This is a genomic window from Bacillus sp. YH3-2-B2 (genome assembly GCF_053663335.1).
Genome location: NZ_JBSJQE010000001.1, coordinates 632,245 through 654,953 on the forward strand (window position 1 = coordinate 632,245; position 22,709 = coordinate 654,953).

The following is a 22,709-nucleotide window of genomic DNA, read 5'->3' on the forward strand; positions in this document are numbered from 1 at the left end:
CACAACAACAACTGACAATTCAATTCATTCCTGATAAAGGTGGGACCGACACAAATGTTTCAGCATAAGACAGTACTTCTTCGTGAAACCGTCGACGGTTTAAATATCAAACCGGACGGAACCTATGTGGACTGCACCCTTGGCGGCGCCGGGCACAGTACATATTTATTGCAGCAATTATCGGAAAAAGGACGCTTGATCGCCTTTGACCAAGATGACACGGCACTTGAAAACGCAAAGAAAACATTGTCCGAATACAAAGGACAGCTCATTCTGGTAAAAAGCAACTTTCGTTATTTAAAAGAGTGTTTACATGAACACGGCATTACGAGTGTCGACGGAATTTTATTTGATTTAGGAGTATCCTCTCCGCAGCTTGATACACCGGAACGGGGATTCAGTTATCATCATGACGCACCGCTGGACATGAGGATGGACCAGTCGGCCGCTCTTACGGCGAAAGAAGTCGTAAATGAATGGCGGTATGAGGACCTTGTGAGGATTTTCTTTAAATACGGAGAAGAAAAATTCAGCAAGCAGATCGCCCGGAAAATTGAAGAGGCAAGAGAAAAATCGCCTATTCAAACAACCGGCCAACTGGTCGATCTAATAAAGGACGCGATACCGGCTCCGGCAAGAAGAAGCGGAGGTCATCCGGCCAAACGTGTATTCCAAGCCATTCGAATCGCCGTAAACGACGAGCTTCAAGTATTTGAAGAGGCCCTCTTGCAAGCGATAGAGGTGCTGAAGCCGGGCGGAAGGGTGTCTGTGATCACTTTTCACTCGCTGGAAGACAGAATGTGCAAGACGACATTCAAGGAAAAATCATCACTTCCCGAACTGCCTCCGGGTCTTCCCGTGATACCGGAAGAATTTGAACCGGAATTAAAACTGATTACGAGAAAGCCCATTACGGCATCAAAAGAGGAGCTTGAAGAAAATAACCGCGCCCGGTCAGCGAAGCTCCGCATTGCGGAGAAACGAAAATAACGGGCAGCAAATGACAACATTAAAGGAGGTCATCAGCCTATGAGCAACTTAGCTTACCAGCAGGAAAAACAACAACGGCCAGTGATAAGTCCCGAAAAAAAGGTGATTGTCAAAAAGAGGGCTTCCATTACACTCGGGGAAAAGGTGCTGCTCGTCCTGTTTGCCATTGCCGTTCTCTCCACATCAATGTTTATCGTATCAAAGGCATACGCAGCGTACCAATCCAATATTGAGGTGCAAAAACTGGAGGAGAAAGTATCTGAGAAGAATAAGCAGATCGGTGATCTCGAAAAGACGGCGGCTGACTTAAGCCAGCCGCAGCGCCTGATGGATATCGCTAAAAAGCACGGTTTGAATCTGAAAGATAAAAAAGTGAAAAACATACAGGAATGATAACCCATGCCGAAAAAAAATAAGTTTATGAACAGAGGAGCAGCGATACTCAGTATTTGTTTCGCTCTCTTTTTCTTTGTCATTCTCGGGAGAATGGCGTACATTCAATTAACCGGTAAAGCAAACGGTGTAGAACTTGCAACAAAAGCGACCGAGCAGCACGAAAAAAAGCGGACGATAGAAGCGAGCCGCGGCTCTATTCTTGACCGGAAGGGCAAAGTGCTTGCAGAGGACACGGCGACATATAAGCTCATTGCCGTGCTTGATAAAAAAATGACGAGTGATCCGAAGCATCCTCAGCATGTCAAAGACAAAGAGAAAACGGCGGGAAAACTGGCGACCGTTATCAATCTTGATAAAAGCGAGATTCTGGACATCTTAAACAGGAATGGCGCGAAGCAGGTGGAATTCGGTTCAGCCGGCCGCGATATCTCTTATGCGAAAAAACAAAAGATCGAAAAAATGGATCTTCCGGGTATTTCTTTCTTAAGAGATACGAAGCGCTACTATCCGAACGGTATATTTTTGTCAAATGTTCTCGGCTATGCCGATGTGAATGAAAAAACAAACGAGATACAAGGCTCTTTAGGGCTTGAAAAAATACTGAATAACTATCTGACGGAACGTGACGGGTCCGTCACTTACGAAAGTGATAAATCCGGCTGGAAACTTCCGAACAGCAAGGAAAAAATCACCGCACCTAAAAACGGTGACAATGTATATTTAACCATTGATCAGAAAATTCAAACCTTTCTAGAAGACAGCATGACGAAAGTAGCGGAAAAATATAAACCGAAAAAAATTATGGCGGCTGTCGTAGAACCGAAAACAGGCAAAGTGCTTGCGATGGGGCAGCGTCCGAGTTTTGACCCGAATATCAGAAACGTCACCAATTATTACAACGACTTAGTGTCGTACGCGTATGAACCGGGTTCAACGATGAAGATCTTTACGCTTGCCGCGGCGATTCAGGAAAATGTGTTTTCCGCAAACGAGAAATATAAATCAGGAACATATAAAGTGGGAGGCAAACCTGTTAAAGATTGGAACGATGGCGCCGGATGGGGTATGACAAGCTTCCATGACGGCCTCATGAGGTCATCGAATGTTGCTTTCGCCAAACTGGCCAACGAAAAACTGGGGTTTGACCGGTTTAATGAGTACCTGCACAAATTCGGGCTCTATCAAAAAACAGGGATTGATCTGCCCGGTGAAGTATCAAGTAAAATTAACTACAAATATGATTTTGACAAAGCGTCTACGGCTTACGGCCAAGCATCGGCGATAACACCGATCCAGCAGCTTCAGGCCGTCACGGCGATTGCTAATAACGGCAAAATGATGAAACCTTACGTCATTGATCATATTGTCGACCCCGATACGAAAAAAGTCGTCAAGCAGACAAAACCAGAGCAAGTAGGCACGCCGATTTCAGCCGATACGGCGAAAAAAGTCCGGAACCTGCTCGGAGAAGTCGTGACATCAGACATCGGAACGGGGAAACCTTATAAAATTGAAGGTTTTGACGTCGCGGGTAAAACGGGAACCGCACAAATCGCCGGGACGGGCGGATATTTAAGGGGAACGAGCAACTATGTGTTTTCATTCATGGGCATGGCGCCGAAAAATGATCCTAAGCTCGTCATCTATGTAGCCGTGCAGCAGCCGCAGTTAAAAGCGGGTCAAAGCAGCTCTGATCCTGTCGCGGAAATCTTTAACCCGACGATGAAAAACAGCCTCCACTACATGAATATCGAACCGACGGAAAAAACAGATTCCGGTCAGGAAGAAACGAAAAGCCAAAAGATGCCTGACCTGACAGATAAAACGGTCACGGGCGCTGAGAAGGAAGCGAAAAATGAACACCTCACACCGATTGTCATCGGCAGCGATGTTGCCGTAAAAGAGCAGTATCCGACAGCCGGAGAAGATGTGATCACCAATCAGAAAATCTTCTTGAAAACAGACGGAAAGATGACGATGCCGGATATGTCCGGATGGTCGAGACGGGAAGTGCTTCAATTCAGCAAAGTATCAGGCATTCACATCGATGTGAGCGGTGAAGGTTACGCTTCAAGCCAAAGTGTGAAAAAAGGCAAAGAACTGAAAGAAAATACCGTGATTAAGGTGAAATTTAAAAATCCTGATTAACGGGACAGAGAAGTCCGCGGATGCCCGCGGGCTTCTTTTTTATGCGCGGCCGTTCTATGTGTCCAAGCTGAGGCATAAATTGAAACAAGCCTAAATAAGGAGTGGACGGTCCCTTGCGCGTTTCAAATGTAACGGTTCGAAAACGTTTATTACTGGTTTTGCTTTTTGGCGTAATCATTTTTTTGATCATTGACAGCAGATTAGGCTATGTCCAATTTGTGATGGGGGAAAAGCTGACTTCTTTGGCTAAGGATTCCTGGAGCCGGAATTTGCCGTTTGAGCCTGAGCGGGGAGAGATCCTTGACCGAAACGGCGTGAAGCTGGCTACGAATAAAAGCGCGCCGACCGTCTTTGTCGTACCGCGCCAGATTCAAAATCCCATAAAAACGGGCAAGCTTCTCGCGTCAGTTTTAAATATGTCGGAAGAGAAGGTCTACAAACACATTACTAAGAAAACCTCCATCGAAAAAATCTCACCCGAGGGGCGGAAAATTTCCAATAAAAAAGCGAAAGAAATCAAAGCGCTTGACTTAAAAGGGGTTTATGTGGCTGAAGACAGCATCCGCCATTATCCGTACGGAAGCTTTTTGTCCCATGTTCTCGGTTTTGCCGGTATTGATAACCAGGGCCTTCTTGGATTGGAGGCTTATTATGATGATGACTTAAAAGGTGTAAAGGGATCAGTGAAATTTTATACGGATGCCAAGGGGAAGAAAATGCCTGATGAAGCGGATGATTACACCCCTCCGAAAGACGGACTTGATATGAAATTGACGATTGACGCCAAGGTTCAGACGATTATAGAAAGAGAGCTCGACAATGCAGCGGCGAAATATAACCCAGACGGAATGATTGCGGTCGCAATGAATCCGAAAAACGGGGAAGTGCTCGGTATGTCAAGCCGTCCTGATTTTGATCCGGCTGACTATCAATCCGTAGATCCGTCCGTTTACAACCGGAACCTGCCGGTATGGAGCACATATGAACCGGGTTCGACCTTTAAGATTATTACGCTTGCGGCGGCTCTCCAAGAGCAAAAAGTAAACTTGCAAAGAGACCACTTTTATGACAAAGGATTTGCCGAGGTTGACGGCGCCCGCCTCCGATGCTGGAAAAAGGGCGGCCACGGTTCGCAATCTTATCTTGAAGTCGTTCAAAATTCCTGCAACCCTGGGTTTGTACAGCTGGGGGAACGGCTCGGAAAACAAAAGCTGTTTCAATATATTAAGGACTTCGGCTTTGGAAAGAAAACAGGCATTGATCTGCAAGGGGAAGGAACGGGGATCTTATTCCCGCTTGACAGAGTCGGCCCGGTCGAACAGGCGACAACCGCTTTCGGACAAGGGGTTTCCGTCACGCCGATTCAGCAGGTGGCAGCCGTTTCCGCAGCAATAAACGGCGGAACGCTTTATACTCCGTTTATCGCCAAAGAGTGGGTTGATCCCGTTACGAAAAAAACCGTTAAGAAACAATCGCCGATTGCGAAAAGACAAGTTATTTCCCAGGAAACGTCAAAGCAGATCAGATATGCTTTAGAAAGCGTCGTCGCTCAGGGAACGGGGCGGAATGCCTTTGTGGAAGGATATCGCGTCGGCGGAAAAACAGGTACCGCACAAAAGGTCAAAGACGGCAAATATCTCGAAAACAACCATATCGTCTCCTTTATCGGTTTTGCGCCGGCTGATGACCCGAGCCTTGTCGTGTATGTCGCGGTTGATAATCCGAAAGGCACGATTCAATTCGGGGGAACCGTCGCCGCGCCGATTGTCGGAAATATGATGAGAGACAGTCTGCCGGAGCTCGGCGTGAAACCGCGAAAAAATCAAATCGAGAAAAAATATCAATGGAACGACACAAAAACAATAGAGGTTCCGAATGTTGTAGGGATGTCTGTCTCTGATCTTGAGTCGCTGCTTGTCAATTTGAATATTGACTCCTCAGGAAAAGGAAGCAAAATTGTGAAACAATCACCTGCAGCCGGAACGAAAGTAAAAGAAGGCTCAAAGATCCGTGTTTACTTGAGTGAAGAATGAGTCTTTTTGAGGCAGCCGATTGTTTTCGGCTGCCTTTTATCATAAAGAGAAAAAAAGAAGATAACTTTTAAGATTAACTGGATGTATCCTTTTATTTACGCTAAAATATGAACTGTATGTTTAAAAGCCATTCTGACTTTTATAAACGGTTATCATGATAAAAGAATGAATAGAATTTCTGAGAGGTTTGATACAATGAAACTTACAAAGCTGCTTACATATTTAATGGCCGAACCTGTTCAAAATGACTTTCATGACCCTGACATAACTTCAATTGAGATGGACTCCAGGGAAGTGAGAAAAGGGAGTCTTTTTGTGTGTATAAAAGGGTATACGGTAGACGGACATGATTTCGCTCAAAAAGCCGCAGAAAACGGCGCAGCGGCCATCGTTGCCGAGAAAGAGCTTGACGTCGATGTCCCTGTCATTATCGTCCGCCGGTCACAGCGGGCGCTCAGCGTTCTTTCTGACGCGTTTTACGGGCAGCCGACAAAGCAGCTTCAGCTTATCGGCATCACCGGCACAAACGGCAAAACATCAACGACGCACATGGTTGATGAGATTTTCAAAAAAGCGGGAAGACAGACCGGTTTAATCGGAACGATGTACATTAAAATCGGGGATGAGACATTCCCGGTCAAAAATACAACGCCCGAAAGCGTCACACTGCAAAAAACGTTCAAGAAAATGAATGATGAGCATGTTGACACAGCTATTATGGAAGTGTCTTCTCACGCTCTGTCACTCGGCAGGGTTCACGGCTGCGATTATGATATTGCCGTATTCACGAACCTGACGCAGGACCATTTAGACTATCACAAGACGATGGAAGACTACAGACAGGCTAAAAGCCTCCTGTTTTCCCAGCTGGGCGGCTCCTTTAACCATGAAAAGCCAAAGCGGGCAGTTTTAAACGCAGATGACAAAGCCAGTGCTTACTTTGAAAAAGTGACGGCGGCGCACATCCTTACATACGGAATCGAGAACGATGCCGATGTCATGGCGAAACAAATCGAGATCTCTGCGCAAGGCACAAGTTTTGAACTCGTTACGCCAAAAGGAACAAAGCAGATCACGGTTTCACTCGTCGGCCGCTTCAACGTGTATAACGTACTGTCTGCAGCGGCGACAGCGATCGCAGCGGGTCTGCCGTTTGATACGATCACAAGCGCTCTTGAAGAGCTGCAAGGTGTCAGAGGCCGGTTTGAACTGGTGAATCATAATCAGCCGTTTCCTGTGATCGTCGATTACGCGCACACGCCTGACAGTCTGGAAAACGTTCTGAATACATGCAAAGACATGACAGAGGGCAAGCTTTTCGTCGTCGTCGGCTGCGGCGGAGACCGGGATAAAACGAAACGCCCGAAAATGGCGGAAATTGCGGTGCGGATTGCCGACGAACCGATTTTCACTTCAGATAACCCGAGAAGCGAAGACCCGCTGGCCATATTAAGAGATATGGAAAGAGGGGTAGAAGGCACCTACTATCACAGTATCGCAAACCGCGAGCAGGCTATCTTTTTTGCCATTGCCAACGCGAAAAAGGGAGATGTGGTTCTGATTGCCGGGAAAGGGCATGAAACCTATCAGCAGATCGGCAATGAAACATTCGACTTTGATGACGCCGAAGTAGCGGGAAGAGCTATTGTTGAGCTGAATAAAAAGTAAAACAGGAAAGAGTGTTAGAATGAGGGAAATGAAAAGAATTACGGGGACACAATGTGAATATGATAAATACGTATGTCGTTTGAACGAAACGGGAGGAGAAAAGAGCAATGCTTGAGCAAGTGATTTTATTTACAATAATAATGGGATTTTTAATCAGTGTTCTGATATCTCCGATTCTTATCCCGTTTTTAAGACGTTTAAAATTCGGCCAAAGTATCAGGGAAGAGGGGCCGAAATCACATATGAAAAAATCAGGGACGCCGACGATGGGCGGGGTCATGATTATCGTATCCATCGCCATTACGGCGATTGTCATGACGCAGAAATTTTCGCATCTGAGCGCGGAAATGTTTCTTCTGCTGTTTGTTACGATCGGATACGGCCTGCTGGGCTTTCTGGATGACTATATTAAAGTAGTAATGAAACGGAATCTCGGATTGACGTCGAAGCAGAAATTGATCGGCCAGATCATTATTGCCATTGTATTTTACGGAGTATATCATTATTGCCATTTTTCAACCGGCATCAGGGTGCCGGGCACACATCTGTCAATCGATCTCGGCTGGGGATACTTTATCCTCGTTCTCTTTATGCTTGTCGGAGGTTCAAATGCCGTCAACCTGACAGACGGTCTGGACGGTCTCTTGTCCGGTACCGCGGCTATCGCATTCGGCGCTTTCGCCATCCTTGCGTGGAACCAGTCACAATATGACGTTGCGATTTTCTCGGTTGCCGTTGTCGGCGCCGTTCTCGGTTTTCTTGTATTCAACGCCCATCCCGCCAAAGTATTTATGGGGGATACCGGTTCGCTTGCGCTCGGAGGAGCGATCGTGACCGTTGCCATTCTGACGAAGCTTGAAATTCTGCTCGTCATTATCGGCGGAGTTTTTGTTATTGAGACCTTATCTGTTATCTTACAAGTCATCAGCTTTAAAACGACAGGAAAACGAATCTTTAAGATGAGTCCGCTTCACCACCATTACGAATTGGTCGGATGGTCTGAATGGAGAGTTGTCGTCACATTCTGGACTGCGGGACTGCTGCTTGCCGTTTTAGGAATTTACATCGAGGTGTGGTTATAAGTGGAAAACGAACTTTTTTTGCAAAAACAAAACTTTCTGGTCCTCGGACTGGCGAAAAGCGGATATGCGGCTGCGTCGATTCTTCATGAAAAAGGCATTAACGTCGTCGTGAATGATCAAAAAGCCTTTGAAGAGAACGAACCTGCCAAAAGGCTTTCAGAAAGAGGAATCGAGGTCATCTGCGGTGAGCATCCGACGTCACTTTTTGATCAGCATCACATTACCATTCTGATCAAAAACCCCGGAATCCCGTATGAAAATATCATGGTGGAGGAAGCGCAAAGAAGAGGCATCCCGGTCTGGACGGAAATCGAGCTTGCGTATTATATCACCAATGCAAAATTCATCGGCATTACAGGTTCAAACGGGAAAACAACAACGACGACCCTGATTTATGAAATGCTGAAAGCTGACTCGATAAAGGCGCTGATCGCAGGGAATATCGGCACTGTCGCCAGTGAAGTGGCTTATCATGCTGACGGTGATGAATGGATCGTCACAGAGCTTTCTTCGTTCCAGCTTATGGGGACTCATGCGTTCAGACCTGAAATCGGCCTGATTTTAAATGTGTTCGACGCTCATTTGGATTACCATCACAGCCGTGAAAACTATGAAAAAGCCAAGCAGAACGTGTATCTTCATCAGCTTGAGAGTGATACGGCCATCGTGAATCAAAGCGATGAAACAGTCGTGCGGCTTGCCGAAAGCGGAAAAGCCGGCACCGTTCCGTTTTCAGTTCATCAGGAACTGTCAAGCGGCGCATTTATTAAAGACGGAATGCTGATGTTCGGCGATGAAGCGATTCTGCCTGTTGATGACATCGTGCTGCCGGGCGCGCACAATTTAGAAAATATATTGGCCGCTGTAGCCGCGGCAAAAACGGCGGGCGCGTCTAATAAAGCGATTCAGAAGGTGCTGACAAGCTTTACCGGTGTCAAACACCGTCTGCAGTATGTAACAGCGATCCGGAATCGTAAATTTTATAATGACAGCAAAGCGACGAATATTTTGGCCACAAGCAAAGCGCTCTCCGCGTTCAAAGCACCGGTTATTCTGCTTGCAGGCGGACTGGACCGCGGCAACGGTTTTGACGATCTGAAACCGTATATGGACAATGTCAAAGCGGTCCTGACGTTCGGACAGACAGCGCCGAAGATAGAAAAACTGGGCAATGAGCTGGGAATACAACATGTCAAACGTGTCGATAATGTTGAACAAGCAGTATCTGCGGCGTTTGCGCTCTCAAATGAAGGAGACGTCATCCTCTTGTCACCCGCGTGTGCAAGCTGGGATCAGTTCAAAACATTTGAAGAACGCGGTGACATGTTTATAGATGCCGTGCATATGCTTAAGTAAGGGCTTGTCTCTGTTCATCGGCAGCCCTAAATGACTTATGCTTGGGGTGTCGATTGCTTTGACTACTAAAAAAACAGCGCCTGATTTGTTATTAGTTATTATTACGTTATTGCTTTTAACAATAGGATTAATTATGGTCTACAGTGCAAGTGCGGTATGGGCGGATTATAAATTTGACGACTCGTTTTTCTTCGCAAAACGGCAGCTGCTGTTTGCGGGGATCGGCGTCATTGCCATGTTTTTCATTATGAATGTGGATTATTGGACATGGCGCACATGGTCGAAGCTGCTTCTGATCATTTGTTTTTTTCTGCTTGTGCTTGTGCTGATTCCGGGAGTCGGAATGGTGCGGAACGGTTCAAGAAGCTGGATCGGAGTGGGAGCGTTCAGCATTCAGCCTTCGGAGTTTATGAAACTCGCGATGATTGCGTTTCTGGCTAAATTTCTTTCTGAAAAACAGAAGAATATTACGTCATTCAGACGCGGATTCGTTCCCGCGCTCGGAATCGTGTTTTCTGCATTTATTATTATTATGTGCCAGCCGGACCTGGGAACGGGGACGGTAATGGTGGGTACGTGCATCGTGATGATTTTTGTATCCGGTGCGCGAATCGCTCATTTCGCGTTTCTCGGACTCATCGGTTTAAGCGGATTTGCGGCGCTTGTTCTGTCCGCTCCTTATCGGATTAAACGGATTACCTCTTACTTAAACCCGTGGGAGGACCCGCTTGGAAGCGGATTTCAGATCATTCAGTCGCTCTATGCCGTAGGTCCGGGGGGACTGTTCGGGATGGGGCTCGGCCAAAGCCGGCAAAAGTTTTTTTACCTGCCGGAGCCGCAAACCGATTTCATTTTTGCTATTTTATCTGAGGAACTCGGCTTTATCGGCGGTTCGCTCATATTGCTGCTGTTCAGTATTTTATTATGGCGGGGCGTCAGGATTGCCCTCGGCGCGCCGGATTTATACGGAAGCTTTGTCGCCATCGGTATTATTTCTATGATAGCTATTCAAGTCATGATTAATATCGGCGTTGTGACGGGGCTGATCCCGGTAACAGGAATTACGCTGCCGTTTTTAAGCTACGGAGGCTCATCACTGACGCTGATGCTCGCAGCGGTCGGCGTGCTTTTAAATGTCAGCCGGTACTCGAGGTATTGATCTGTATCTTGCCTCATCACTCATGATCTATTCGTTATCTATAAAAAAACAGACAACATCAATAACCCTGTCCTAAAAAACAGGGTTATCGCTATGTGATTAAGGGGGACATACGAATGCGTATTGCAGTAAGCGGAGGCGGAACCGGAGGACATATTTATCCGGCTTTGGCCTTTATTAAAGAAGTTCAGCGCCGGCATCCGGATGTGGAATTTTTGTATATCGGAACAGAGAACGGTCTTGAGAAAAAAATTGTTGAACGGGAAAATATCCCGTTCCGCGCCATTGAAATTACAGGTTTCAAACGAAAACTTTCTTTTGAAAATGTAAAAACCGTCATGCGTTTCTTAAAAGGCGTGAAGAAAAGCAAATCATATTTAAAAGAGTTTAAACCGGATGCCGTTATCGGTACAGGCGGCTATGTATGCGGTCCGGTTGTATACGCGGCCGCAAAAATGGGAATTCCGACGATCATTCATGAGCAAAACAGCCTTCCAGGCATCACAAATAAGTTTCTCTCGAAATATGTTAATAAGGTGGCAATTTGCTTTGAAGAGGCAAAATCACATTTTCCTGCTGAAAAAGTTGTGTTTACGGGAAACCCGAGAGCCTCTGAAGTCGTCTCAATTAAGACAGGCCGCTCATTAACTGAGTTCGGGCTGAAAGATAATCAAAAAACGGTGCTCATTTTCGGCGGAAGCAGAGGCGCGGCTCCCATTAATCGTGCCGTTATAGATATGCAGGAAGAATTGAAAACGAGACCTTACCAAGTGCTTTATATTACCGGGGAAGTGCATTACGAGAAGGTAACGGCTGAGCTGAAAGGCGGAAAAGCCGCTGATAATATGGTGACAAAACCGTTTTTGCACCAAATGCCGGAGTACTTACAATCAATTGATGTCATTGTGGCAAGAGCCGGAGCGACGACGATTGCGGAGATCACCGCTCTCGGCATTCCGAGCGTGCTTATTCCGAGCCCGTATGTGACAGCCAATCACCAGGAAGTCAATGCGAAGGCGCTCAGCCAGCATGACGCTGCAATCGTACTGAAGGAAACCGAGCTCAGCGGAGAAAAACTGATCGCTGCGCTGGACAAAATCGTCATGAATGAAGAAACCTTAAAAGACATGAGTGAGCGAACAAAATCACTCGGTGTTCCGGATGCGGCAGCCAGACTGTACAGTATCATGGAAGACATAAAAAAATAGAGCAAATGGAATGCGGAGGTTTATGATGGAGAACGTAATTCAGGAATTAAGAGACCGCGAAGTCGGCAAAGTGCTGGAACAAGAACCGCTCGCGAACCATACAACGATGAAAATCGGCGGTCCGGCGGACATTTTAATCATCCCCAACCGTGTGGAAGCGGTCAAAGATATTATGGATATTGTGAAGAAACATGATCTGCCATGGACGGTTATCGGCCGCGGTTCAAATCTGCTCGTGCTTGATGAAGGCATAAGAGGAGTTGTCATCAAACTGGGCGCAGGTCTGGATCATTTGGAGATTGACGGTGATCAGGTGACGGTCGGAGGCGGCTATTCGGTCGTCCGGCTTGCGACTTCCATGAGTAAAAAAGGAATGTCCGGTCTCGAATTTGCAGCGGGCATCCCCGGATCAATCGGCGGGGCCGTCTATATGAATGCCGGGGCGCACGGATCTGATATGAGTGAGATTCTTGTGAAAGCCCGTATCTTATTTGAAGACGGCACAATCGAATGGCTGACAAACGAAGAGATGGATTTCAGCTACAGAACGTCTGTTTTGCAGAAAAAACGCCCCGGCGTCTGTCTCGAGGCAGTTCTTCAGCTTGAGCAAAAGGAACGGGAAGCCATTACGGCGCAAATGCAGCAGAACAAAGATTACAGAAAAAATACGCAGCCGTATTCAAGCCCATGCGCCGGAAGCATATTCAGAAATCCGCTGCCGAATCATGCCGGAAACCTCGTTGAAAAAGCGGGATTAAAAGGACATCAGATCGGCGGAGCGAAAGTATCCGAAATGCACGGGAATTTTATCGTCAATGCCGGCGGAGCGACTGCCAAGGACGTTCTTGACCTGATTGAGTATGTGAAAAAGACAATCCGTGAGCAGTATGATGTTGACATGCATACAGAAGTTGAAATCATCGGCGGGAATCGTTAAAAGGTTCTCTGATTTACATGAGCTCATGTGATATACTTTTAACAAATGTCAAACGGCATCACAGCATGCCGTTTGTTTTTCAATCAGACGAATGTCAAGCTGTTTCATTCTTAGTGAGGTGGACAGGCAGTGAACCCAAATCATGAAAGAGAAAAAATCGTAAATATTGAAGAGCGGATTCCGAAAATCAAAGAGCAGCGGAAACAAAAAGCAAACCGCCGGCTGATTTCATTCATTGTGCTCTTTTTTATGATGGTGCTGATCATCGTGTACTTGCAGATGCCGATCAGCAAAGTGTCTTCTGTCACCGTTTCCGGAAACGAAAACGTGTCTGTAAAAGAGATCAACGCGCTTTCTGATATACATAACGGACAAACCGAGTTCTGGAGTCTGAACAAGAAAAAAACAGAAGAAAAGATTGAGCAGAATAAACTGGTGAAAAAGGCGGATCTTTCAAAAGTATTTCCTAATAAAGTCAGCATTCACATTGAAGAATACAAGACGATCGCGTATCTGCAGCGGAATGATGTGTATTATGAAGTGCTGGAGAACGGCACCGTGCTGCCGAACGAAGTCACGCCGGATGACGCGGGCCCGATTTTGGTTGACTGGACAAACGCGAAAAAGCGGGTCAAAATGGCGGAGCAGCTTGATAAGCTTTCCGGTTCGCTAAAGCAGTCGATTTCTGAAATCTATTATACACCGGTAAAAATGGATCAGGACCGGATCAAGCTGTATATGAACGACGGGTATGTAGTTACCGCTTCTATTAAAACATTTGCCGACCGGATGAAGACCTATCCTTCTATCGTTTCCCAGCTGGACGGCGGGAAAAAGGGGATTATCCACTTAGAAGTCGCTACGTATTTTGAAGAATTTAACAAAGGTAAATCCGGCAAGAAAAAAGAAAATGATTAATAGTTCTAAAGAACTAATTTAGAGGTGATTCAAAAGAATCTATTATAATCAGCGGGGCAGCCGATATAACCGATAGCGGAATAATTATGACTATGTTTGTTTTTGCCTGGGATAGGCTGCCGGACAAGCGGAAAATTCTCAATGCAATGGGCGTGTCTTCTTTAATGAGCATTGCATTTGGAATTTTCCTCCTGTTTCTTCTTTTTTCGGATGTTTCTGGCAATATCTATAGCTTTTCTGGAGGTTCATCTTAGTGTAGACTAATGGAAAGCGGGTATATTTGCATCTGGTTTGCACATTATGGCACCGTGACAGGAAATCTTACGGTAAGGTGGTCCGTCTCTAAAAAAAATAAAAAAAATGCGATATAAAAGAGGATATACATAGAATATAACGAATAGTTTCATTAAACATAAATTGTGAGAAATCAGATAGAAATTTGTTGATGCTGTTGTTTTTGTTACACACTTGTAAAGCCACATCCATTGTATTGTTGTTCCGCAAATAATAGAATAGAATTTGATCGAAATGTGAGGAGGTGCCATAGAATGAACAACAATGAACTTTACGTCAGTCTTGACATCGGTACGTCCAATACAAAAGTGATCGTCGGAGAAATGACAGATGATTCCCTTAACATTATCGGAGTGGGAAATGTACCGTCTGAAGGGTTGAAAAAAGGCTCAATCGTTGATATAGATGAAACCGTTCATTCTATAAGAAAAGCGTTTGACCAAGCTGAAAGAATGGTAGGTTTTCCGCTGAAAAAAGCCATTGTCGGCGTTAATGGAAATTATATTCATATTCAAGATACGAATGGCGTTGTCGCTGTTTCCAGTGAAAACAAAGAAATTCACGTTGAAGACGTCCGCAGGGTAATGGAAGCGGCACAGGTCGTGTCGGTTCCGCACGAGCAGCTGATCGTTGACGTCATTCCGAAACAGTTTATCGTTGACGGAAGAGACGAAATTACCGATCCGAAAAAAATGCTCGGTGTGCGCCTGGAAGTAGAAGGCACGCTGATTACCGGCTCCAAAACGATCTTACATAATTTACTTCGCTGTGTGGAGAGAGCGGGCGTTGAAATTACTGATATCTGCCTGCAGCCGCTTGCGGCCGGTTCGGCGGCTTTGTCAAAAGACGAAAAAAACCTCGGAGTCGCCATGATTGATATCGGCGGCGGCTCGACGACGGTGGCGGTATTTGAACAGGGGCACCTGAAGGAGACAGCCGTCATTCCGCTCGGAGGCGAAAACATCACGAAAGATGTATCGATCGGATTGCGCACTTCCACCGAAGAGGCTGAAAGAGTAAAAAAACAATTCGGACATGCATTCTACGATGAGGCTTCAGAAGATGAAGTATTTGAAGTCACCGTCATAGGAACGAATCAAAAGCAATCTTTTACACAGCAGGAAATTGCCAATATTATTGAAGCAAGAGTGGAAGAGATTCTTGAGATTGCCGCAGCCGAAATTGAGCATATGGGAATTACAGATCTGCCCGGCGGCTTTGTGCTGACCGGCGGACAGGCCGCAATGCCCGGAGTGCTTTCATTGGCACAGGAAGTGCTGAGGCACAATGTAAGGGTCGCAAGCCCGAATTATATCGGTGTAAGAGACCCTCAGTATATGACGGGTGTCGGCTTGATACAATTTGCCTGCCGAAATGCCAGAATTCAGGGAAGAAAAATAGGCTTTCATATGCCGGAAGAAGCCGTGCAGGAAATCGCGGTCTCTCACGAAGAAGAACATCATCAGCGGCCTGAGGCGCAGCAGCGTCCAAAAGCAAAACAAAAAACACAAGCCGAACACAACAAACCGAGCAAAATGAAAAAACTATTAAGCATGTTTTGGGAATAGATTGATAGTCATTCGGCAGATTAGGAGGATTTAGCATGTTGGATTTCGAAACAAACATAGACGGCTTAGCATCAATTAAAGTAATCGGAGTAGGAGGCGGCGGTAATAACGCGGTCAACCGAATGATTGAAAATGAAGTGCAGGGTGTAGAGTACATTGCGGTAAACACGGACGCGCAAGCTCTTAACCTGTCAAAAGCGGAAGTGAAAATGCAGATCGGGGAAAAGCTGACCCGCGGTCTCGGAGCGGGAGCGAATCCGGAAGTCGGCAAAAAAGCCGCTGAAGAAAGTAAGGAACAAATCGAAGAAGCGCTAAAAGGCGCTGACATGGTGTTCGTTACAGCCGGAATGGGAGGCGGTACCGGAACGGGAGCCGCACCGGTGATCGCGCAAATCGCAAAGGACTTAGGCGCTTTGACTGTCGGTGTCGTAACAAGACCGTTTACATTTGAAGGAAGAAAACGCCAGCTGCAGGCTGCAGGCGGTATCACGGCAATGAAAGAAGCCGTTGACACACTGATCGTTATTCCGAATGACCGCATTCTTGAAATTGTCGATAAAAACACACCGATGCTTGAAGCATTCCGTGAAGCTGATAACGTGCTTCGCCAAGGGGTGCAAGGTATCTCTGACCTCATCGCAACGCCTGGTTTAATCAACTTGGACTTTGCCGATGTCAAAACCATCATGTCCAACAAAGGTTCAGCATTGATGGGTATCGGGATCGCTACGGGCGAAAGCCGTGCTGCTGAAGCCGCCAAAAAGGCGATCTCCAGTCCGTTACTGGAAGCGGCAATCGACGGAGCGCAAGGTGTTTTGATGAACATTACGGGAGGTACAAACCTGAGCCTCTACGAAGTGCAGGAAGCAGCCGACATCGTCGCTTCTGCATCTGACCCTGATGTCAATATGATTTTCGGTTCAGTTATCAATGAAAATCTGAAAGATGAAATCGTCGTCACCGTTATTGCGACCGGTTTTATCGAACAGGAAAAAGATGACTCAAAACCGCAGCGTCCGAATTTAAACCAAGGATTGAAGTCTCAAAGCCAAAACGCTGCGAAACGTGAGCCGAAACGAGAAGAAACACAGCATCAAAACACGGTGAACCGCCATACATCACAGCCGGCGGATGATGCTCTCGACATTCCTACATTTTTAAGAAACCGCAACAAACGCGGCTGATGTAAAAAAGGACAAGACCACATGGTTTTGTCCTTTTTCTTTTTTGTGCACAGTCTTCCTTCCTATCCCTCATGATCTATACAGTGAAAAAAGAAACTTTATACCTATGACGAATTGATTGTTTTTTAGTTTCATACGGCTTTCTACAGAATGTGACAATATCTGAATGGAAGATTGTCTACATTTAACGTACAGCATCGAAATGACAAACGATTCCAATTATGAAGGAGGGATACACATTTTATAGGGCGTTACCAAATAAGGGGGGATACGATTGAAGAAAAAAACAAGAAACAGATGGACAGGCTCCGTTTTAAGCGCGATTGTCGTCAGTTCACTGTTGTTTCCGGGTGCAGCCGGAGCGAACAGCACACCGGGGGCAGTTTCTTTCACCAAAGATCTTTCTTCCTCTAAGAGCATTCAGCATAAGATTTCCGATTCAGTCAAGAAGCGTTTTGAAAAAAATGATAAAGTCACGTTTCTTATCAAATTTAAAGAGAAAGCCAATACGAAAAAAGCGGTCAAAGAAGCAGAAAAAAATGCCGAGTCTCAATCGCTTTCCGCAGCAAAAACCGAATATCAAAAGCGGTCAGCCGTCGTTTCTTCTTTAAAACTGGCGGCTCATGATGCGCAGCAGAATCTGAAAACATATTTGGAAAAACAAAAAAAGAAAGGAAAGGCTGATCACATCCATTCCTATTATATTGTCAACGGAATGGCAGTCACTGCTTCGAAAGAGGTAATGGAAAAAGCCGCCTCATTTCCTGAAGTAGAAAAAGTTCTTCCGAATGAAAAACGTCAGCTTACTCAACGGCAATCAAAAGCTCCTTTTCAAATGAAGAAAAAACAAAAAGAGATTAAAGCAAAGGAAGGCATCGAATGGAATATCAGCCAAATTGATGCGCCGCAGGCCTGGGCCTCAGGATACGACGGAACCGGCACGGTTGTCGCCTCCATTGATACGGGAGTTCAGTGGGATCATCCCGCGCTTAAGGAAAAATACCGGGGTTACGATCCTGAAAATCCCGCAGCGCCGAATCATGAAATGAACTGGTATGATGCCGTGTCCCATAAAGACGCTCCCTACGATGATCTTGAACACGGCACTCATGTAACAGGGACCATGACGGGTTCAGAACCTGACGGCTCAAATCAAATCGGTGTGGCTCCGGGGGCGAAATGGATTGCAGTAAAAGCATTTTCAGATGACGGAGGAACCGATGCCGATATTTTGGATGCCGGTGAATGGGTGCTCGCGCCTAAAGATAAAAACGGCACGCCGCATCCCGAGATGGCGCCGGATGTTGTCAATAATTCCTGGGCAGGCGGTTCGGGAATGGACGAGTGGTACCGCGATATGGTGAATGCGTGGAGAGCGGCAGGGATTTTTCCTGAATTCTCTGCTGGAAATGAAGACTTATTTACACCGGGAGGACCGGGTTCAATCGCAAATCCGGCCAATTATCCTGAAGCATTTGCGACAGGTGCGACTGACATCGACAAGAAACTCGCTGATTTCTCACTTCAAGGCCCCTCACCGTATCATGAAACAAAACCGGACATTTCGGCTCCGGGAGTGAATATCCGTTCTTCTATTCCTGGAGGAACATACGAAGGCGGCTGGGACGGAACTTCAATGGCCGGGCCGCATGTGGCGGCGACGGCGGCTTTGTTAAGGCAGGCGAACGCCTCTATTACGGTCGATGAAATGGAAGACGTTTTGACGCGCACCGCCGAAAAGCTGACAGATTCCGTTTTTCCGGAATCACCGAATAACGGTTACGGCCACGGTCTCGTTAACGCTTTTGATGCCGTTTCTGCCGTAACGGACGGAATCGGAAGCGTAGAAGGCAAGGTATCTTCTGAGGGCGAAGATCACAATCCGCCCAGCTTTCGTCATGAACCGGTCTCAGAGGCTTACAAAGGGACAAACCTTCCGTTAACGGTTACAGCAGAAGATGATGTAAGCGTAACTGAGGTGATCCTCTCCTATCAGTTTGATGAAGGAGAGTGGAAAACGACAGCCGCCGTTCAAAAAAGCGGTGATGAAAAAAAGGGAACATACCAGGCGGAGATTCCGGACATAACGGGAAGCAAGATAAGTTATAAATGGACCATAAAAGATTTCGGGGGTCATTCTGTAGAATCTGATACGTACCGGGCTGACGTGAAACCGAGCATTACGGCGGGATACAAAGAGGATTTTGAATCACAGCCGGCGGGCTGGTCAAGTTACGGGACACATGACCAATGGGAATGGGGTATCCCGGGTTCAGGGCCAGGCGCCGCATTTTCCGGAGAAAAAGTGTATGCGACGAATCTGTCCGGCCCATATGCCGATTCGGCCAACATGAATTTGGTGATGCCTCCGATACAAGTTCCGGAAACAGGACGGCTGTTTTTACAATTTAAAAGCTGGCACAAGCTCGAAGAATTTTTTGATTACGGGTATGTGTTCGTTCTGCCGGAAGGGAAATCAAATTGGGAGCAGGCGGCCGTTTACAATGGTGATTCCGCAGGATGGAATGATGAAGAGGCAGATTTATCTGCGTATAAAGGCCAAAACATAAAGCTCATGTTTAATATGCAGTCTGACGAAGTACTCAATGAAGACGGGTGGTATATCGATGATGTCCGGCTTTCAAGCAGTCCTCTCGGCAAGGCGGCTAAAAAAAGTAAACACAATAGACAAACACCTCCCGGCCACCTGAAGAAAAAGGCCGTCAGTCCGAAACAGGCCAAACCGGCAGTGAAATCGCCCGGAAAAAGAGTGAAACGTGAAACAAACCTCCTGCCGCTCAGAGCGCAAATCAGTGTCGCCGAGACGGGGAAATCCGTATATTCCGACCCTGCAAGCGGAAGCTACAGCATGTCACATAAGGCGGGAAGCTATACGCTGAAAGCCGAGGCTTACGGATTTAAGTCCGCTTCGAAACAAGTTTCTATTCAATCAGACAAAACCGCACAGGCAGACTTTACACTGGAGCAAATGCCGTCCGGCACGCTAAAAGGAACCATCACCAATCAGTCCACAGGCGAACCGGTAAAAGGGGCTGCGCTTTATGTGGCCGAGGATGCCGCAATTGAGCCGGCGGTGACAAACGATAAAGGGGAATATTCGCTTAAGGCGTACGAAGGCTCCTACACAATCAAAGTAGCGGCAAAAGGCTTTTACAATAGCGAATTTTCTGTCGACATCAAAGGAGATGCTGAAAAAAACGTCAAGCTTAAGCCGTATGTCGGTTATGAAGGGGAAATCGCCTATGATAACGGGACGGAAGAAGCCGCGCTGTCATATTTTAAAGCCGGCAGCAAATCTGCCGTTAAGATGACCCTCAAAGACGGAAAAGAACACGGTATGCTGACGGGAGGCCTTTTTAAATTTTGGGGCGCCGACTGGCCTGATCCGGGCGGTACCGAATTTCAAGCAGAAGTATATGATGCATCCGGCCCTGCTGGAGCTCCTGGCAGCAAAATTGCCGGCCCGTTCCAAGCTGAAGCGCTTCGAAACGGCGAGTGGACCAATGTGGATCTCAGCTCAAAAGGAATCGCGGTCGGAAAGGATTTTTATCTGGTGTTCCGTCAGACGAAACCCGATCCTTATACACCTGCCCTGTCATCTGATGACGGCAGTCCGTACTCGAACAGAAACTGGCAATACCTCGACGGCCGCTGGTCAAAAGCCGATAAATCAGACGGAAACTTTATGATCAGGGCTTTGGTCGACTACGAAGCTTCTGTGCCTGAGATAACGTCGCCTGAAGACCGGTCATTTACAAACAAGAAGTCAATCACGGTGAAAGGAACGGCTTCACCAAAAACCGCTGTCCGTCTTACCAATAACGGTAAAACCGCCGCAGAAACGAAAGCAGATGCAGACGGCAATTTCCAGGCCGGTGTCACACTCACTAAAGATGCCAATCGGCTGACGGCGGCATCTGTGACAGACAGCGGGTCAACCGATGAGTCACGCCCTGTCACGGTCATACTGGATGAGGATAAGCCTGATGTGACGATTGACAGTCCGGCAAACGGTGATAAAACAAATAAAGAAGCAGTTACTGTAAAAGGAAAAGCTTACGACGACCATTTAAAATGGGTAAAGGTGAACGGAAAAAAAGCTGAAGTAAATAACGGTTCTTATCAAGCGAGAACCCTTCTGGAAAACGGCAGCAATGAGATCAAGGTCACGGCCTCAGATGAAGCGGGTAACAAAACAACGAAAAAGACGGTAATCGATGTCAATTACAATGCTCCCGTCATTTCCGGATTGGTTCCCGGAGCGGATAAGGAATTAAAAGCCGGAGAATCAGTGAAAATCGCTTTTTCAAGCGGAAAGAAATTAGACGCTTCCTTCGTGATCCGTCTGCCTCTGACAAACGCCCGGGCAGGGAGCCAAAACGCAACAGAGCTTCCGCTGAGAGAAATTTCTCCGGGACGATATGAGGGTTACTGGACGGCGGCTTCTTCCATCAAAGCAAGCGGAGCAAAAATTGACGTTATTGCAAGAGATGACTACGGAAATGAAACAAGACAGACGGCTAAAGGAAAACTTTATATCAATGAGTAAAACAGAGCGCTGCCAGATCACGGCAGCGCTTTTTTAGTTGAAGGGGACAATAGAAAATCAACCCTTTCGGCCCTCGACAAATAAAACGGTTATCCCTTAAAAATTGTACTTTACCCTCAACATTAATTGACAGACTTTCCCACAGAGCTTGCTTTATACTTATGAAACAAGAGGGAGAAACAGATATGTAAGACAAAAGAGGAAAGGGGTCAGATGTGAAAATCTATCTGGATGTCATTTGGCTGTTGAACTTTTGTTTTGATTCTCTTTTGCTTTTATTGACCGCCTTTATTTTAAAACGCCAAGTGAAAAAAAGAAGAGTGGCCGCCGGCGGTTTTATCGGGTCAGCCATTGTGCTTCTGATGTTTACGCCTGTTTCTCCCTTTGTGGAGCATCCGGCGGGAAAAATGGCGTTTTCGGTAGTCATCGTGCTTACGGCTTTTGGCTTTAAACGGTTCCGATACTTTTTTCAAAATTTGTTCGCCTTTTATTTCGCGACTTTTCTCGTCGGCGGGGGAATGATCGGCGTACATTCCCTGCTGCAGACAGAATCAATTGTGCAGCAAGGCGTAATGGTCACAAGCCAGACCGGATTCGGCGACCCGATCAGCTGGATGTTTGTAGTTATCGGATTTCCGGCCATATGGTTTTTTTCGAAAAAGAGAATTGAAGACATTGAGACGAAGTCCATTCAGTACGATGAACTTGTCATGGTGCAGGCGGAATTCAGCGGACAGACAATCCGCGCGAAAGGATTGGTGGATTCCGGGAATCAGCTGTATGATCCGCTGACGAAAACGCCGGTCATGATTCTCCGCATTGACAAATTCGCTCCGATTCTCAGCGAAAAGGAAACGGACCTCATCAAATCCGCCAGTCCGCTTGAAGTGATAGAGCAGCTTGATGATTCGTTCCGCCATGCGGATAAGCTGAGGCTGATTCCATACAGGGGCGTCGGCCAGGACAATCAATTTTTACTCTGTTTAAAGCCGGATTACGTCACGATTTTAACAAAAGACGAGATGATCGCATGTGAAAAATGCCTGATCGGCATCAGCACGAAGCCATTATCCGCGGACGGTGAATTTGACGGAATCGTTCACCCGAAGATGCTGACAGGGAAGGCTGTAAAACATGTTTCCTGACGAAAAGTCTGTTATTCATCATACTCAAAACGCGTGGTATTTAGAAGGGGGAG

General features: G+C 46.5%; 15 protein-coding genes. All 15 read left to right on the plus strand.

Annotated features, from left to right (window positions below; genetic code table 11):
- Positions 1 to 54 precede the first annotated feature (54 nt).
- The 15 genes from rsmH (at position 55) to spoIIGA (ending at position 22,656) form a co-directional block, all read left to right on the plus strand.
- Positions 55 to 990, plus strand: coding sequence for a 16S rRNA (cytosine(1402)-N(4))-methyltransferase RsmH (gene rsmH / locus ACWJJX_RS03215; protein ID WP_007409704.1), 936 nt, complete (start codon positions 55 to 57; stop codon positions 988 to 990).
- Positions 991 to 1,029: 39 nt separating this feature from the next.
- Positions 1,030 to 1,383: a cell division protein FtsL gene (gene ftsL, locus ACWJJX_RS03220; protein WP_003154442.1), complete on the plus strand. Its 354-nt coding sequence runs from the start codon at positions 1,030 to 1,032 to the stop codon at positions 1,381 to 1,383.
- Positions 1,384 to 1,389: 6 nt separating this feature from the next.
- The gene (gene pbpB, locus ACWJJX_RS03225) at positions 1,390 to 3,534 is read left to right on the plus strand and encodes a penicillin-binding protein 2B (RefSeq protein ID WP_454022735.1); all 2,145 of its coding nucleotides are present in this window, start codon (positions 1,390 to 1,392) and stop codon (positions 3,532 to 3,534) included.
- A gap of 113 nt (positions 3,535 to 3,647) precedes the next feature.
- Positions 3,648 to 5,567, plus strand: coding sequence for a stage V sporulation protein D (locus tag ACWJJX_RS03230; protein WP_003154438.1), 1,920 nt, complete (start codon positions 3,648 to 3,650; stop codon positions 5,565 to 5,567).
- Between the two features lie 195 nt (positions 5,568 to 5,762).
- Positions 5,763 to 7,235, plus strand: coding sequence for a UDP-N-acetylmuramoyl-L-alanyl-D-glutamate--2,6-diaminopimelate ligase (locus ACWJJX_RS03235; RefSeq protein ID WP_454022736.1), 1,473 nt, complete (start codon positions 5,763 to 5,765; stop codon positions 7,233 to 7,235).
- 107 nt (positions 7,236 to 7,342) lie between these two features.
- Positions 7,343 to 8,317, plus strand: a complete 975-nt coding sequence (gene mraY / locus ACWJJX_RS03240; protein ID WP_007409707.1) for a phospho-N-acetylmuramoyl-pentapeptide-transferase — start codon at positions 7,343 to 7,345, stop codon at positions 8,315 to 8,317.
- Complete coding sequence (gene murD, locus ACWJJX_RS03245; protein ID WP_015388268.1) at positions 8,318 to 9,673, plus strand: UDP-N-acetylmuramoyl-L-alanine--D-glutamate ligase; 1,356 nt, start codon at positions 8,318 to 8,320, stop codon at positions 9,671 to 9,673.
- Between the two features lie 58 nt (positions 9,674 to 9,731).
- Positions 9,732 to 10,832: a stage V sporulation protein E gene (gene spoVE, locus ACWJJX_RS03250; RefSeq protein ID WP_003154430.1), complete on the plus strand. Its 1,101-nt coding sequence runs from the start codon at positions 9,732 to 9,734 to the stop codon at positions 10,830 to 10,832.
- Between the two features lie 116 nt (positions 10,833 to 10,948).
- Positions 10,949 to 12,040: an undecaprenyldiphospho-muramoylpentapeptide beta-N-acetylglucosaminyltransferase gene (gene murG / locus ACWJJX_RS03255; RefSeq protein WP_003154428.1), complete on the plus strand. Its 1,092-nt coding sequence runs from the start codon at positions 10,949 to 10,951 to the stop codon at positions 12,038 to 12,040.
- A gap of 25 nt (positions 12,041 to 12,065) precedes the next feature.
- Positions 12,066 to 12,977, plus strand: coding sequence for a UDP-N-acetylmuramate dehydrogenase (gene murB, locus ACWJJX_RS03260; RefSeq protein ID WP_015388267.1), 912 nt, complete (start codon positions 12,066 to 12,068; stop codon positions 12,975 to 12,977).
- Positions 12,978 to 13,106: 129 nt separating this feature from the next.
- On the plus strand, positions 13,107 to 13,895 hold the full coding sequence (locus tag ACWJJX_RS03265) for a cell division protein FtsQ/DivIB (protein ID WP_024085278.1): 789 nt from the start codon (positions 13,107 to 13,109) through the stop codon (positions 13,893 to 13,895).
- Positions 13,896 to 14,443: 548 nt separating this feature from the next.
- Positions 14,444 to 15,757 carry a cell division protein FtsA gene (gene ftsA, locus ACWJJX_RS03270; RefSeq protein ID WP_077722176.1) on the plus strand — a complete coding sequence of 438 codons (1,314 nt, stop codon included), beginning with the start codon at positions 14,444 to 14,446 and terminating at the stop codon, positions 15,755 to 15,757.
- A gap of 35 nt (positions 15,758 to 15,792) precedes the next feature.
- Positions 15,793 to 16,941, plus strand: coding sequence for a cell division protein FtsZ (gene ftsZ, locus ACWJJX_RS03275; protein WP_070081790.1), 1,149 nt, complete (start codon positions 15,793 to 15,795; stop codon positions 16,939 to 16,941).
- Positions 16,942 to 17,215: 274 nt separating this feature from the next.
- Entirely contained in the window at positions 17,216 to 21,511 is a 4,296-nt protein-coding gene (locus tag ACWJJX_RS03280; protein WP_454022737.1) for a S8 family serine peptidase, read from the plus strand.
- 215 nt (positions 21,512 to 21,726) lie between these two features.
- A complete protein-coding gene (gene spoIIGA, locus ACWJJX_RS03285; protein WP_094246956.1) occupies positions 21,727 to 22,656 on the plus strand; it encodes a sigma-E processing peptidase SpoIIGA in 930 nt (309 codons plus the stop codon).
- Positions 22,657 to 22,709: the final 53 nt, after the last annotated feature.